This window comes from Acidovorax lacteus (assembly GCF_039540375.1).
Lineage (GTDB): Bacteria > Pseudomonadota > Gammaproteobacteria > Burkholderiales > Burkholderiaceae_C > Acidovorax_G > Acidovorax_G lacteus.
On record NZ_BAABEX010000001.1, the window covers coordinates 133,000 to 147,929 of the forward strand.

The 14,930-nt window shown below is 65.6% G+C and carries 14 protein-coding genes; 12 read left to right on the plus strand and 2 right to left on the minus strand.

Annotated elements, in window-relative coordinates:
* The first annotated feature begins 237 nt into the window (after positions 1–237).
* From rfbF to ABD866_RS00715, 8 genes are read left to right on the plus strand one after another with little or no spacing between them, the layout of a single operon-like run.
* The gene (gene rfbF, locus ABD866_RS00680; RefSeq protein WP_345060197.1) at positions 238–1,008 is read left to right on the plus strand and encodes a glucose-1-phosphate cytidylyltransferase; all 771 of its coding nucleotides are present in this window, start codon (positions 238–240) and stop codon (positions 1,006–1,008) included.
* Between the two features lie 2 nt (positions 1,009–1,010).
* Positions 1,011–2,096 (plus strand): CDP-glucose 4,6-dehydratase, encoded by a 1,086-nt coding sequence (gene rfbG / locus ABD866_RS00685; protein WP_345060199.1) that lies wholly within the window; start codon positions 1,011–1,013, stop codon positions 2,094–2,096.
* Entirely contained in the window at positions 2,084–2,653 is a 570-nt protein-coding gene (locus tag ABD866_RS00690) for a dTDP-4-dehydrorhamnose 3,5-epimerase family protein (protein WP_345060201.1), read from the plus strand. The genes rfbG and ABD866_RS00690 overlap by 13 nt, the downstream gene beginning before the upstream one ends.
* Complete coding sequence (locus ABD866_RS00695; protein WP_345060271.1) at positions 2,653–3,882, plus strand: methyltransferase domain-containing protein; 1,230 nt, start codon at positions 2,653–2,655, stop codon at positions 3,880–3,882. Before ABD866_RS00690 ends, ABD866_RS00695 begins: the two co-directional genes overlap by 1 nt.
* Complete coding sequence (locus ABD866_RS00700; protein ID WP_345060203.1) at positions 3,879–4,367, plus strand: acyltransferase; 489 nt, start codon at positions 3,879–3,881, stop codon at positions 4,365–4,367. Before ABD866_RS00695 ends, ABD866_RS00700 begins: the two co-directional genes overlap by 4 nt.
* Positions 4,367–5,185, plus strand: coding sequence for an NAD-dependent epimerase/dehydratase family protein (locus ABD866_RS00705; RefSeq protein WP_345060205.1), 819 nt, complete (start codon positions 4,367–4,369; stop codon positions 5,183–5,185). Before ABD866_RS00700 ends, ABD866_RS00705 begins: the two co-directional genes overlap by 1 nt.
* 5 nt (positions 5,186–5,190) lie before the next feature.
* Positions 5,191–5,937 carry a class I SAM-dependent methyltransferase gene (locus ABD866_RS00710; protein WP_345060207.1) on the plus strand — a complete coding sequence of 249 codons (747 nt, stop codon included), beginning with the start codon at positions 5,191–5,193 and terminating at the stop codon, positions 5,935–5,937.
* A 10-nt stretch (positions 5,938–5,947) separates the two neighbouring features.
* Positions 5,948–6,730 carry a cephalosporin hydroxylase family protein gene (locus ABD866_RS00715; RefSeq protein ID WP_345060209.1) on the plus strand — a complete coding sequence of 261 codons (783 nt, stop codon included), beginning with the start codon at positions 5,948–5,950 and terminating at the stop codon, positions 6,728–6,730.
* Between the two features lie 92 nt (positions 6,731–6,822).
* On the opposite strand, the gene ABD866_RS00720 is transcribed toward ABD866_RS00715, so the two are convergent.
* Entirely contained in the window at positions 6,823–9,024 is a 2,202-nt protein-coding gene (locus ABD866_RS00720) for an O-linked N-acetylglucosamine transferase, SPINDLY family protein (protein WP_345060211.1), read from the minus strand.
* Positions 9,025–9,117: 93 nt separating this feature from the next.
* Entirely contained in the window at positions 9,118–10,596 is a 1,479-nt protein-coding gene (locus tag ABD866_RS00725; RefSeq protein ID WP_345060213.1) for a flagellin N-terminal helical domain-containing protein, read from the minus strand.
* Positions 10,597–10,928: 332 nt separating this feature from the next.
* Here ABD866_RS00725 and ABD866_RS00730 point away from each other — a divergent pair, with 332 nt between their 5' ends.
* The 4 genes from ABD866_RS00730 (at position 10,929) to ABD866_RS00745 (ending at position 14,868) form a co-directional block, all read left to right on the plus strand.
* Positions 10,929–12,404, plus strand: coding sequence for a flagellin N-terminal helical domain-containing protein (locus ABD866_RS00730; protein WP_345060215.1), 1,476 nt, complete (start codon positions 10,929–10,931; stop codon positions 12,402–12,404).
* 203 nt (positions 12,405–12,607) lie between these two features.
* Positions 12,608–14,032 (plus strand): flagellar filament capping protein FliD, encoded by a 1,425-nt coding sequence (gene fliD, locus ABD866_RS00735; protein WP_345060217.1) that lies wholly within the window; start codon positions 12,608–12,610, stop codon positions 14,030–14,032.
* An 85-nt stretch (positions 14,033–14,117) separates the two neighbouring features.
* Complete coding sequence (gene fliS / locus ABD866_RS00740; protein ID WP_345060219.1) at positions 14,118–14,567, plus strand: flagellar export chaperone FliS; 450 nt, start codon at positions 14,118–14,120, stop codon at positions 14,565–14,567.
* Between the two features lies 1 nt (position 14,568).
* On the plus strand, positions 14,569–14,868 hold the full coding sequence (locus ABD866_RS00745) for a flagellar protein FliT (RefSeq protein ID WP_345060221.1): 300 nt from the start codon (positions 14,569–14,571) through the stop codon (positions 14,866–14,868).
* The last annotated feature ends 62 nt before the right edge of the window (positions 14,869–14,930 follow it).

Here is a 14,930-nt window from a genome sequence, read left to right on the forward strand (position 1 = left end):
AAACCTGCTGTGTCAGGGCTTTTGCGTTTTGTGCTTGCGCATACGCCCAGCCCTGAACATGCATTCGGCACAACGGTGGCCCAGCTTGAGTGGCTTTCGCTGCGGACAAACCCTTTCGCGACCCGTGCGCTTCCGTTCGATCGCCGTCCCCGGGCGTGGCCTTAACGCGACAAATGCGGGTTTTTGGGCGTCTGTTTCATCGCTTGGGCGCTGGCCGCCTGGCCTATGCTCGCCAGCATGAAAGCCGTACTGCTGGCCGGCGGCCTGGGCACCCGCATCTCCGAGGAGTCACACCTCAAGCCCAAACCGATGATCGAGGTCGGGGGGCGACCGATCTTGTGGCACATCATGAAGATGTACGCCGCCCACGGCGTGAGCGAGTTCATCATTTGCCTGGGCTACCGCGGCTACGTGATCAAGGAATATTTCGCCAATTACTTCCTGCACATGTCGGACGTGACCTTCGACATGGCGGCCAACCGCATGGAGGTGCACCACCGCCATGCCGAGCCCTGGCGCGTGACGCTGGTGGACACGGGCGAAAGCACCATGACCGGTGGCCGTCTGCGCCGCGTGCGCGAATATTTGACGCCCGGCGAGCCCTTTGCCTTCACTTACGGCGATGGCGTGGCCGACATCGACCTGAGCGCCGAATTTGCCTTCCACCGCGCCCACGGCCGGCTGGCTACCGTGGCGGCGGTGCAACCTCCTGGCCGCTACGGCGCGTTGGTGCGCGAGGGCGATGCCGTGGGCGGCTTCGAGGAAAAGCCGCGCGGCGATGGCGGCTGGATCAATGGTGGTTTTTTCGTGTTGCAGCCTGAGGTCATCGACCGTATCAACGGCGACGCCACCAGCTGGGAGATCGAGCCCATGCAGGGCCTGGCCCGCGACGGGCAGCTGCGCGCCTTTGAACACGCAGGCTTCTGGCAGCCCATGGACACGCTGCGCGAGAAAAACCTGCTCGAAGAGCTGTGGCAGTCGGGCCGCGCGCCCTGGAAGGTGTGGTGAGCATGTCGGTGGACGCCGCCTTCTGGCGTGGCCGGCGCGTGCTGCTGACCGGGCACACCGGCTTCAAGGGCGCATGGCTGGCCCTGTGGCTGCAGCGCCTGGGGGCCGAGGTGACCGGGCTTGCGCTCGATCCGCCCACCGAACCCGCGCTCTACACCCTGGCCCGGGTGGCCGACGGCTTGGCCGCCGATCTGCGGGTGGACCTGCGCCACGCCGATGCCGTGCGCGATGCCGTGCACCGCGCCAAGCCCGAGGTAGTCCTGCACCTCGCTGCCCAGGCGCTGGTGCGCCCAAGCTACGAGGCTCCGGTGGACACGTTTGCCACCAACGTGATGGGCACGGTGCACCTGCTGGATGCGCTGCGCACCGCGCCCGGCGTGCGTGCGGTGCTGGTGGTCACCACCGACAAGGTGTACCGCAACCGCGAATGGGCTTACCCCTACCGCGAAGACGACGCCCTGGGCGGGCATGATCCGTACAGCGCGAGCAAGGCCGCCACCGAAATCGTGGCCGCCAGCTACCGCGACGCGTTCCTGGCCCCGCGCGGCGTGGCGCTGGCCACGGCGCGGGCGGGCAACGTGATCGGCGGGGGCGACTGGGCGCGCGACCGCCTGCTGCCCGACGCCGTGCGCGCTTGGCAGGCGGGCGCGGCGCTGCAAATCCGCCAGCCCGGCTCCACCCGGCCCTGGCAGCATGTGCTGGAGCCGCTGCAGGCCTACCTGGTGCTGGCCCAGGCGCTGCACGAACGCCCGGACCGCGTGGCAGCCGCCTACAACTTCGGCCCGCAGTCCCACGAGGCGGCCACGGTGCGGCATGTGGTTGAAATGGCAGCTCGTGCTTATCCAGGATCAGAAGTTTGCTATCAAAATAATAGTGATGGACCGCACGAAGCCCGCTTTTTGGCCCTGGAGACCGCACAGGCGCGTTCGGCCCTGGGCCTCCTGCCCCGCTGGCCTGTGGCCACTGCCGTGCAGCGCACCATGGCCTGGTACCGCGGCTGGGCCGCAGGGGCTGACCCGCGCGCCCTGTGTGTAGCCGACCTGGACGCCTTCGAAGCCGCGTGCCCGGAGGACGTATGCAGCGCCTGAGCGCCGACCCCACCCCGCTGCCGGGCGTGCTGCGTGTGCAGCGCCACCCGGTGGGCGATGCGCGCGGCGCGCTGGCCCGGCTGTTCTGCCGTGACACCTTGGCCGCCGCTGGCTGGCACTGGCCGGTGGCGCAGGTCAACCACACCGTCACGCGTGCGCGCGGCACCGTGCGCGGCCTGCACTTCCAGCGCAGTCCCGCAGCCGAGGCCAAGCTCGTGCACTGCCTGCAAGGGGCCGTGTGGGACGTGGTGGTGGACCTGCGGCCGGGCTCCCCGACCCACTTGCAATGGCATGCGGAGCTGCTGAGCGCCGACAACGGCTGCGCCTTGCTCATCCCGCCGGGCTGCGCCCACGGCTTTCAGACCCAGGAGGACGATGTGCACATGCTCTATGTGCATTCGGCTGCGCATGCGCCCGCCCACGAGGGCGGGCTGCACCCGCTGGATGCGCGCCTGGCCATCGCCTGGCCGCTGCCCGTGCAGCACCTGTCGCCGCGCGACCAGACGCACCCACCGCTGCCAGCCACCGGCCCGGCCCTTCTCGGAGACTTTTCGTGATGCACTGCCGCCATTGCGGGGCTGCCCTGCACCTGCCGCTGGCCGACCTGGGCACTGCGCCGCCGTCCAACGCCTACCTGGGCACCGCCGCCCTGCAGGCGCCCGAGCGCTGGTATCCGCTGCGCGTGCTGGTGTGCACCCACTGCTGGCTGGCCCAGACCGAAGACTTTGCCCAGGCGCACGAGCTGTTCGATGCCGAGTACGCCTACTTCAGTTCGTACTCGAGCAGCTGGCTGCGCCACGCCGAGCGCTATGTGGACGACATGGCCCGGCGCTTCGGCCTTGGACCGCACAGCCAGGTGGTGGAAGTGGCCGCCAACGACGGCTACCTGCTGCAGTACGTGGCGGCGCGCGGCATTCCCTGCCTGGGCGTGGAGCCCACGGCCAGCACGGCCGCCGCGGCGCGTGCGCGGGGCCTTGCCGTGGTGGAGGCATTTTTCGGCACCGCGCTGGCGAGGCAGTTGCACGCGGACGGACATGCCGCCGACCTGATGGCCGCCAACAACGTGCTGGCCCATGTGCCCGATATCAACGATTTCGTGGCGGGTTTTGCGCTGCTGCTCAAGCCCGATGGTGTGGCCACGTTCGAGTTTCCACACTTGCTGCAACTGGTGCAGCAGTGCCAGTTCGACACGCTGTATCACGAGCATTTCTCGTACCTGTCGCTGCTGGCGGTGCAGCGCATTCTGGCTGCGCAGGGGCTCACCGTGTTCGATGTGGAAGAACTTGCCACCCATGGGGGCAGCCTGCGCGTGTACGCCTGCCGCAGCGATGCGGCCGCGCACGCGGTACAGCCTGCCGTGGCCGCACTGCTGGCGCGTGAGCGGGCGGCGGGCATGGAAAGTGACGCGTTCTACCAGCGCCTGCAGCCCGAATGCCTGCGCATCAAGCGCGAGTTGCTGCGCTTTTTGCTGCAGGCCCAGGAACAGGGCCTGCGCGTGGCCGCTTACGGCGCTGCGGCCAAGGGCAATACGCTGCTCAACTTTGCCGGGGTGCGCGCCGACCTGCTGCCGTATGTGGTGGACCGCAACCCGGCCAAGCAGGGCAAGCACCTGCCGGGCAGCAGGATTCCGGTCGTCGACGAGTCCCACCTGCGGGCGCACCGCCCCGATGTGGTCTTGATCCTGCCGTGGAACCTGCGCGACGAGGTCACTGCGCAGCTCGACTACGTGCGGGCATGGGGAGGGCGGTTTGCCACGGCCGTGCCCCGGCTGGAGGTGTGGGCATGATCGAGATCCACCCCAGCGCCCGCGTGTCGGCCATGGCCGACATCGAGGATTCGGTGCGCGGCACGCGCATTGCGGTGGGGGCGCATTCGGTCATCGACAGCTTTGTGAAGGTCAAGCCCGCCGGCGGCCATGGCGACCTGGTGGTGGGCGAGCACGTGGTCATCAACGCGGGTTGCGTGCTCTACACCGGTAACGGCATCCGCATCGGCAACCATGTAGCCATTGCCGCCAACTGCACCTTTGCCCCGGTGAACCACGCCTACGCCGAGCGCGGTCGCCTGATCCGCGAGCAGGGATTTCTGCCCAGCAAGGGCGGCATCGTCATCGAGGACGACGTGTGGATCGGTGCCAACTGCGTGCTGCTCGATGGTGCCGTGCTGCGCCAGGGCTGCGTGGTGGGCGCGGGCTCCATCGTGCGTGGTGAACTGCACCCCTACACGGTGTATGCCGGGCAGCCGCTCAAGGCAGTCGGAGAGCGGCGCTGATGGCCGAGCGGTTTACCGTGATCGGCGCTACGGGCTACATCGGCAGCCGTCTGGTGCGCCATTTGCAGGCGCTGGGCCACACGGTATGGGCCCCCTCGCGCGGTGACGCGGCACTGCTGGAGCAGCCGCTGGCCCATGTGCTGTATTGCGCTGGTCTGACGGGCGACTTTCGCACGCGCCCCTTCGATACGGTGGAGGCCCATGTCGGGCTTCTGGCCCGGGTGTTGCAGTGTGCGCAGTTCGACTCGCTGCTGTACCTGTCGTCCACCCGCGTCTACATGGGCGCTGCCAGCACCCACGAAGACGCAGCGCTGTCGGTGGTACCGGGGGACCCGTCGTATCTGTACAACCTCTCCAAGCTCACGGGTGAGTCGCTGTGCCATGCCAGTGGACGCCCGGGCGTGCGTGTGGCGCGCCTGTCGAATGTGGTGGGGCCGGGCATGGACGTGGACTCGGGCAACCTGGTGGCAGATTTGATCCAGCAGGCGCGTTCGACGGGTCGTGTGGAATTGCGGTCTGACCCCGCATCAGCCAAGGACTACATCCACCTTGAAGACGTCGTGAACGGACTCGTCCGGATTGCCCTGCAGGGACGCCACGCGGTCTACAACCTGGCGAGCGGTGTCCAAACGTCGCATGCGGACTGGCTCGGCTGGCTCGGCCGGCAAACCGGGTGCACGGTGCACGTGGCGCCGGACGCACCGCTCCAGAGCTTTCCCCCGATCAACGTTTCCAGGCTTCTGCACGAATGGCCTGGAGCCATCCAGCATTCCCTCTGGGATCCGCTGCTGGTCAGTGCCTTTCAACCTCAGGAGTAGCAAACTTGGCCAACCATCTCACCACCGCGTTCTTTGGCCTCAACGATTCCAATGGTTTCGTTGAAGGTATCCAGAAGGCCGTCAATTGCATCGGTTTGCAGCAGGGAATCTACACGGGTGACAACCTGTTTACCTACAACCGCAATCTCGGATTCCTGGAGGACGAGGCCTTCATGGCGGCATTCCGAGAGCACGCACAGACCCCGATCGAGCAAGCCGTCATCTGGCGCATGTCCACCATCCTCTGGGGGGTTCGCAACGGGTTGCGTCTGGAAGGAGACTTCGTCGAGTGCGCTTGCTACAAAGGCACGACGGTGCGAGTCGTGTGCGACGCTGTGGACTTCGGGGCACACAGCGACCGCCATTACTACCTGTATGACCTGTTCGATCACGATCCCAGCCAACCCCACCATGCCATGCCGGAGCACAGCAAAGAGCTTTATGGTCAGGTGAAAGCGCGTTTCAGCGGATTTCCGAACGTGACGGTCACCCAGGGGCGCGTGCCTGACGTGCTTGAGCAGGTGGCCCCGCAAAAAATCGCTTTCATGCATCTGGACATGAACAACGCAGAGGCTGAAATCGGCGCGTTGGAGGTGTTGTTTGATCGCATGGTCCCTGGCGCGATTCTGGTGCTGGACGACTACGGCTGGCTCGGATATCGCGCACAGAAGCTGGCCGAGGATCCCTGGTTTGCCAAGCGCGGTTACCACGTACTAGAGATGCCCACAGGTCAAGGGCTGGTGATCAAGTAACGGAGGCCTTATGTCCCAAACGCAAGAGCAATTCGCGCACGAGCGGCGACTGCGCATCTCGGAGTACGCGCAGGACGAGGCTTTCCAGGCGCTGTCGCGTGCCTGGCTGCAGCAGTCCATGCAACGCAAGTACGTCTACAACTTCGACTGGATGGGGCGGCCGATCATCCAGTACCCGCAGGACATGGTGGCCATGCAGGAACTGGTGTGGCGTGTACGGCCGGATCTGATCATCGAAACCGGCATCGCGCATGGCGGCTCGCTGGTGCTGAGCGCTTCGTTGCTGGCGCTCCTGGACATGGCCGATGCCATCGAGGCGGGCGTTACGCTGGATCCGCGTATGTCGCGCCGCAAGGTGCTTGGCGTGGACATTGACATCCGGGCACACAACCGCGCCGCCATCGAGGCGCATCCCATGGCCAGCCGCATTGCCATGATCCAGGGCTCTGCCGTAGCCCCTGAGGTGGTGCAGCAGGTGCAGGACTTTGCGCAGGGCTACCAACGCGTGCTGGTGTGCCTGGATTCCATGCACACGCACGACCATGTGCTTGGCGAACTCAATGCCTACGCGCCCCTTGTCACCCCAGGTAGCTACTGCGTGGTGTTCGATACCTTCGTCGAGGATATGCCGCCGAATTTCTTTGCCGACCGGCCCTGGGACGTGGGCAACAACCCCAAGACGGCGGTGCGCCAGTGGTTGGCAGCGCACCCGGAGTTTGAGGTGGACACCGAGATGGAGCATCGGCTCCAGGTGACGGTCGCCCCCAGCGGGTTTTTGCGGCGCAAGGCCTGAAGCACACCGAGCTACCGCAAGCTGTCACGTGACGCACACCCGGCGGGTGTGCGGAGCAGTGCAGGGTGGGTGCGAGGAAACTGGCCCGCTGCTCAGGTATCTGCCGGGTCGACGCCCATGGCTTGCATGGCGTACTTGAGATAAGTGACCGCGAAGTCGGTATGTCCGTGCGCGTGCTCGACCTCGGCCAGACATGCAAGTGCCACCGGGTCGTGAGGTGATGCACACAGCACGGCCTCCGCCAATTCGGTCACAGCAATCCAATGGCGGCGTGTGATCTGCTCTTGCGTTCGGTGCAAAGCAGAGAGGTCCGATTTGGCTTTTTCTGTCAGATCTTGCAGCCGCTGGTGGGCTTCGCTCAAAGGTACACGCAGACCAGGCCGCAGTCCCACGCCCTGGGGGGCGGGCTGATCCCATTCAGGTGGTGCCTGCCGTGCCCACTCATCGGTCAGCCGTGCCTGGACCTCCGCATCGCCACGCGCTTGTCTGACGGCCAAGTGCTCCCACCACATGCTGCGCAGGCCGAGCCCGAACAACTGGTTGAACTGGCCCTCACGCATCAGGGGCGATTGCTCCACTTCAGTGCGAAGGCTCTGGCGCAAGCCGCTCAAGCTCGGAACATCGGCTGCCAGGCTGGCCGCGATGCGCACGTACTCGTCAGCGGCCGTCGCGAGCCACTCGGTACGCCCCAGGTAAGCCAGGATGCCCGCGCCCATGCGGCTCTTGAAACTGTCGCCCTGCATCGACACCAGCGGCACCCCCATCCAGAGCACGTCGAACGAGGTGGTGCCGCCGGTCAGTGGAAACGGGTCCAGCGCGATGTCGATACGGTGGTAGGTCAGGTATTGCTGGCCGGCGTCCAGCGGCACCAGCTCCAGCCGGTCCACGGGCAGACCGAGCCGGCTGCAGCGGGCGCGGTAGTCGTCGGCAAACTCCGTTTTCTCGAAGTTCTTGCCCTCGATCAGCAGGCGTGCGGTGGGCACTTCGTGCAGGATGCGGCCCCACAGCGCCAACACCTCGTCCGTGAGCTTGCCCAGGTTGTTGCATGAGCCGAAGGTGACGTAGCCGTTTTCCAGCGCAGGTAGGGGGCTCACCCGGTAGCGCGGCTGGTAGCGCCACAGCGGGTTGCGGCTCATGGGGCGGTAGCAGCAGAACAGGGTGGGCAGGCGCACCAGGCGTTCGGTGTACTGCGCGTCGGCGTCTGGCGGATCGGTGACTTCGTCGGTGATCCGGTAGTCGGCATGGGCCAAGCCCGTGGTGGCCGGGAATCCCAGCCATGACACCTGCACGGGTGCTGCGCGCTGGGCCAGCACTGGCAGTCCGTTGTGGCCGGTGTGTCCCGCCAGCTCGATCAGGATGTCGATACCGTCGTCCCGGATGCGCTGCGCCTGTTGCTCGGCCTTCAGGCCTGACAGGCGCACGAAATGGTCGGCATGACAGGCCACCCGTGCGGTCACGGAGTCGTCCCGCGGGTACAGGTAGTAGGCGAACACCTCAAATTGCCGCCGATCGAGCTGTGCCAACAGACCTTCGGTGAAATACATGACCGAATGCGCGCGGAAGTCGGGCGACAAAAAACCCACTCTGAGCCGCTTCCAGGGGCCGCCGGCGCGCAGGGGGGCAAAGTCCGGCGCGGGCAGGGTGGGGTGCATGATGGCACCGTACTCCCGGGCGGCTTTGGTCAGTTGCGCGCTGGTCGCCAGTGGATCGGCCAGCATGAACAGCAGCCGGTTGGTGTGGTTGGCCGTGTCGTACGGATTGAGCGCAATGGCCGCTTCGCAATCCTGTACTGCCTCGCGCACCTGACCCAGTTCTCGGCGGTGAATGGCCTTCTGGGTGAGCGCCGCGACTTTCTCATTGACGTCTTCGGCCAGGGCCTCGGCGCGGCGGGCTGCCTCGAATCCCCGGTCGTTGAGCTGCAGCGCATAGCAGCACTGCGCCAGCTTGATCCAGCTCAGGGCCTCGTTGGGGGACAGTTCGCACACGGTTTCCAGCATGGGCAGAGCCTCGTGTGGCCGCGCATGCTCGATCAGGGTGTTGGCGTAGTTGATCAGCAGTTCTGCGTCGCGGGGCCACAGCGCACGGGCCAGTCGGTAGGCCTGAAATGCCGCTTCGGTCTGGCGCTGCTGGTTGAGTGCAAACCCCAGCGTGCGGTGGGCGAGCAGATGGCGTCGGTCGCGCCGCAAGGCTTGGCGACAGTGGCGCACGAGCGCCGGCCAGTCCTGGGCCTGCAGGGCCTGCTGGATGCGGGTGTTGGATGGGTCGGCGGCTTTGTGGGGCTGGGGCGCAGGCATGGCAAAAGCAATGGGCTGTGAGGGAAGCCGCCGCATATGCGGACAAAAGCCGCCAAGCGCCGAGGCGCTGGCGGCCGCTGTGCGCTGGCGATGTTACTGCCGCAGCAGCGACAGCACGCCCTGCGGAATCTGATTTGCCTGGGCCACCATGGCGGTTCCGGCCTGCTGCAGGATCTGGGCGCGCGACAGGTTGGCGGTTTCGGCCGCGAAGTCGGCGTCCTGGATGCGGCTGCGCGAGGCCGACAGGTTTTCGGACGTGATGTTCAGGCTGGCGATGGCGGTCTCAAAGCGGGCCTGCAGCGCACCGAGCTTGGAGCGCTCGCCACTCACGAAAGCCAGGGCGGAGTCCACCGTCTTGAGCGCTTCGGTCGATTTCTCGAACGTGCTCACGTCCAGATCGGCCACGCGGCGCAATTCCGAGCCGCCGCTGGCGATGGCGGTGCTGGTGGAGGTCACGGCAAACGACTTTTCGGAGTCCAGCACCAGGTAGCCGCTGGTCGTGCTGTTGTCGGCCGTGGTGTTGGCCGTCAGGGTCACGGCACCGCCCACGGCAGCACCGTCGGCATTCAGCTTGGTTGCGGTCACATCGGCGGCGTTGGCGATGGTGGTGTCGCTCACCGTGATGTCATTCCCGATGGCGTTGGTCAGGATGACGCCGCTGCCGTCTTCCGTGAGCGAGGCCGTCACGCCCGTCTTGGCCGCCTGTTCATTGATCGCCGACACCGCCGCCGACAGGCGGTCTGAACCCGTGGTGGAGGTGAGGGTGAACGACACGGCCACGGGGGTCGTGTTGTCGGAGGTCAGATTCAGCGTGTAGGAGCCGGTAGAAGAAAAGCCCCCGAGCTGCACCTGGGTGCGCGCACTGGCAGTCACACCGGTGTCGGCCTTGATGGTGTTGATGGTGTCTGCGATTTCCTTGGCCGTGTCGTTGGCGGCCACCGCCACGCTCTTGGAGCCCAGGAAGCCGCTGAGGGTCACGGCTCCGGAACCCACGCCGTTGGTGCCCACGCCCGAGGACGCTGTCGATACGCCCTGGCCGTTGGTCACCGCGACCTGGTTGTTGCCGTACACGCTGGTGCGCAGGTTGGCGGTGGCGGCCACGATGGTCTGGTTGGCGTTGGCACCGACCTGGAACTGTGCCGTACCAAAGGTGCCGTCCAGCAGCTTGGAGCCGTTGAATTCGGTCGTCTGGGCAATCCGGTCCAGCTCACTGACCAACTGACCCACTTCGCGCTGCAGCGCCTGACGGTCGGATGCGCTGTTGGAGGCGTTGGCCGACTGCACGGCCAGTTCGCGCACCCGCTGCAGGATGTCGCCCGCGGACTTCATCGCGCCTTCTGCCACCTGCGCCAGCGAAATGCCGTCGTTGGCATTGCGCGCCGCCTGGTTCAGGCCACGGATCTGGCTCGTGAAACGCTCCGAAATCGCCAGACCGGCGGCGTCGTCCTTGGCGCTGTTGATGCGCAGGCCCGACGACAGACGCTGGATGGAGGTGTTCAGCGAGCTCTGGCTCGTGCTGAGGTTGCGCTGCGCGGTGAGCGAGGCGACGTTGGTGTTGATTGTGGATGCCATGGACGTACTCCTTCAAGGCGGAAATCACACGACTGTGCCGGTCAGGGTTCCTTGCGTCCGGCAGACAGGATGGGAACGATGGCTGGATTGTGGGAGCCGCTCCGCCTGGTCATTGGGCCGATAAGAGGTCCAAAACCTGGGCAATCCGGGGTTTTGCACATCGGGGCCTAAAGTTTTGCCGGACGTAACCGAAAACTGGTGCAACGGGGGACGACCAGCCCCCGCCGTTCGACAGAAGGCCACGCCGGAGCTGTGAACCGAAGCGCCAGGAAAGCCTGGCACCTGGTTGGCGGCAACGCCATCGTTGAGTCAGTTCTTTCAGGAGATTTGCTATGGCTTCCACCATCAATACCAACGTCGCCTCGCTCACCGCGCAGCGCAACCTCGGCACGAGCCAGAGCTCGTTGAACACCTCCATCCAGCGCCTGTCGTCGGGTCTGCGCATCAACAGCGCCAAGGACGACGCTGCCGGTCTGGCGATTTCGGAGCGCTTCACGAGCCAGATCCGCGGCCTGAACCAGGCGGTGCGCAATGCCAACGACGGTATTTCGCTCGCTCAAACGGCTGAAGGCGCGCTCAAGGCGTCGGGCGACATCCTGCAGCGGGTGCGCGAACTGGCCGTGCAGTCGGCCAACGCCTCGAACAGCGCTGGTGACCGTCAGGCCCTGCAGCGCGAAGTGGGTCAGCTGGTCAGCGAACTCGACCGTATCTCGCAAACCACGGAATTCAACGGCTCGAAGCTGCTGGACGGCACCTTTGGTACGCAGCAGTTCCAGGTGGGCGCCAACGCCAACCAGACCATCGTGGCCGCCACCGCCAACCTGCGCACCAGCGTGTATGGCAACAACCAGATCGCCGTGGCCAACGGCGCGGGTGTGTCCACAGCCTCTTCGGGCGCCGGCACCAACGGTGTGGGTTCGGGTGCCGTGACGGTCAATGGCTACCTGGGTTCCAAGAGCGTGGCAGTGGCTGCCAACGACACGGCCAAGGCAATTGCGGCCAACATCAACACCATCAAGGCCGACACCGGTGTCACCGCGACCGCACGTACGGATGTACAGCTGGGTGGTTTTTCTGCAACCGGCTCGTACACGCTGAACCTGACGTCGGACAACACGACAGCCGTGTCGGTGTCGTTCACGCTTACCTCCACCACCGGTTCGGACCGCCTGTCTGCCGCCGTGTCGGCGATCAACGAGCAGTCTGCTAAGACCGGCGTGACGGCCTCGCTGAACAGCGACGGCAGCGGCGTGGTGCTGACGAACGCCACCGGCAATGACATCACGGTGAGCGACACCGCGATTGCCAACGCCGCCGATGTGACGGTGACCAAGCGCAACGCCGACGGTGCTGCCGTGGGCGGTGCCGTGACCTTGACGGCCAACACCACGGCCGATAACAGCACGACCAGCGGCTACCTGGTGCTGGACTCTGAAAAGTCCTTTGCTGTGACCTCGACCAGTACGGCGGTTGGTAGCGGCGGTTCCGAGCTGCGCAAGGTGTCGGACCTGGACGTGACCACGTTTGCCAAGGCGACGGACGCGCTCAAGATCGTGGACTCTGCGCTCGCCTTCGTGAGCGGTGAACGCGCCAAGCTCGGTGCCTTGCAGTCGCGCTTCGAGACCGCCATCTCGAACCTGCAGGTCACGTCGGAAAACCTGTCGGCCTCCCGCAGCCGCATTCTGGACGCGGACTTCGCAGCCGAAACCGCCAACCTGTCGCGCTCGCAGATCCTGCAGCAGGCTGGTACGGCGATGGTGGCCCAGGCCAACCAGCTGCCCCAGGGTGTGCTGGCCCTGCTGCGGTAAGCGGCAGACGGCGTGGTGCGGCGCTGAGCCGCCCATGCCCCCAGGCAAGGCCCGGCGACGGCAGGTTTACCTGTCGTCGCTTTTTGCCTTTGCTATGTGCGGCACCAGGCGCGCAGAATAGAGGGGTTTCCTGGTGGGTTTACGGACGTTCTCGAAAACCCTACAGCGACATAATTTTCGCTGCACCAGTTCAGGAGGTTGATATGGCTACCCTTTCTTCGCCCGGTATCGGCGCCAGCGGCCTCAACGTCAAGGAAATCGTCTCGCAGCTGGTGGCGCTCGAAAAGAAGCCGCTGGACACGCTCAAGCTCCAGGCGGCCACGGTCCAGACCAAGATCTCGACCTTCGGGCAGATCAAGTCGCTCGTGTCCACCTTGTCTGATGCGGCTGGCAGGCTTGCCAGCGTCACCGGCTGGAACGCCGTCTCGGCCTCCAGTTCCGACACCAAGTCGGTCACGGCCACCGCGATCGGCGGTACTTTGCCTACCTCGTTCAATGTGGAAGTGCAGAGCCTGGCCAAGGCGCAGGCGCAGGCCTCTGCGGCCCTGCTGCCGGTGGGCGGCACGCTGGGTGCGGGTACGCTGCGATTGGAGCTGGGCAAGTGGAGCGTTGCGCCGGCATCGTTCACGCCGTCGTCGGGAACGCCGGTCGAGATCACCATTGCGGCCGGCGACAAGCTGGCCGACATCGCCAGCAAGATCAACGGGGCCAATGCGGGTGTCACCGCCTCGGTGCTGACCGACGCGTCGGGTGAGCGGCTGCTGCTCAACGGCCGCAACACGGGCGAGGAGTCGGGGTTCCGGCTGAGCGTGCTGGAGCCCGGCGATACCGATCCGGCGAGTGCCGGCAACACCGATGCCACAGGCCTGTCGCGACTGGTGTCGGGGGCCACGCGCACCCAGGACGCAGCCGACGCGCGCGCCACCGTCAACGGCATTGCGGTACGTTCGGCCACCAACACCTTTGCCAATACGGTCTCGGGCGTGACCTTCAAGGCCGAGCAGGTCACCACGGCCCCGGTGGCCGTGACGGTGACCCGCGACACGGCCACGGTGCAGAAGAATATCGAGGCGTTCGTCAAGGCCTACAACGAGATCAACCAGATCCTCAACGAAGCCACCAAGTACGACGGCGCGACCAAGTCTGCCGGGCTGCTGCAGGGCGATTCGACCGCCATTGCGCTGCAGAACTCGCTGCGCGCTGCCGTGCAGTCCGTCAACGAGGACGGCGGGGCCTTCAAGCGCCTGGCCGATGTCGGCATCTCGATCCAGCGGGGCGGCGATCTGGCGATCGACAGCAGCAAGCTGTCCAAGGCGCTGGAGAATCCGGACGCGGTACGCGCACTGTTCCGCACCGAAGGGGGCGTGAAGGGCGTGGCCGAGCAGGTCAAGGCGCGCGCCACCGAATTGCTGGGCAATGCGGGCTTCTTCAAGACCAAGGAAGACTCGCTCAAGCTGGCCCTGCAGCGCAACAGCAAGGAGCAGACCCGCGTGAACGAACGCGCCGGCGATGTCGAGGCGCAGCTGCTGCGCCGCTACAACGCACTGGACAGCCAGCTGACCAAGCTCAACGGCCTGAACGCGTACATCTCGCAGCAGGTGACGGCTTGGAACAAGTCGTCGGGCTGAGTCGGAGCATCGAGACCGGGTAACGGGCCTTCAGTTTTGCCTCGTGTGACCGATAAATAAGACATCACACCCAAGGATTTCCAGCATGTTCAGCGCCTACAGCCCCCGTGCCGCAAACGCTTATCAGCGGATCAACGTTGAAACCAGCATGCACACCATGGACCAGCACCAGCTGGTGTCGCTGCTGTACGAGGGAGTGTTGAGCTCCATCGCATTCGCCCGTGGCGCGCTGGCCCGTGGCGATGTGCCGGGCAAATGCCAGAGCATCACCAAAGCCATCCGCATCCTTGAAGAAGGTCTGGCCACTGCGCTGGACCGCGTGGACGGTGGCGAGATCGCGGAAAACCTGGGCGCGTTGTACGACTACTGTGTGCGTCGCCTGATCGAGGCCAATGCCCGCAACGACGACGCGATCCTGCAGGAAGTCATGCGCCTGATCGAGCCCGTGGCCCAGGGCTGGAACGAAATCAAGAAGAACGGTGCCTCGACCGCTCCGGTCCCGTCCTCCGGGCAGCCGGTGCTGATGGAGGCCTGATATGTCCCTCATGCTGATTGATTACTACAAAGCCATCGAAGACAGCAGCGCCAAGATGCTGGAGGCGGCCAAGCTCAAGGACTGGGACGGCGTGGTGCGCTACGAGGGGGCGTGCGCGGTGCTGATCGAGCAGTTGCGCCACAAGGCCCAGCACCACGAGCTGCTGCCCGAGCACCGCCGCGAGAAGACGCGCATCATGCAGCGCATCTTGCGCAACGACGCGCAGATCCGTTGCCTCGCAGAGCCGTGGATTTCCCAGTTCGAACACCTGTTCGACGGCCAGCCGATGATGATGCACTGACCCGGTCGGTGCACCCGCCGCGAGGCAGCGCGGCGAATCGCTGGGCTGCAAGAGCGCCTCTG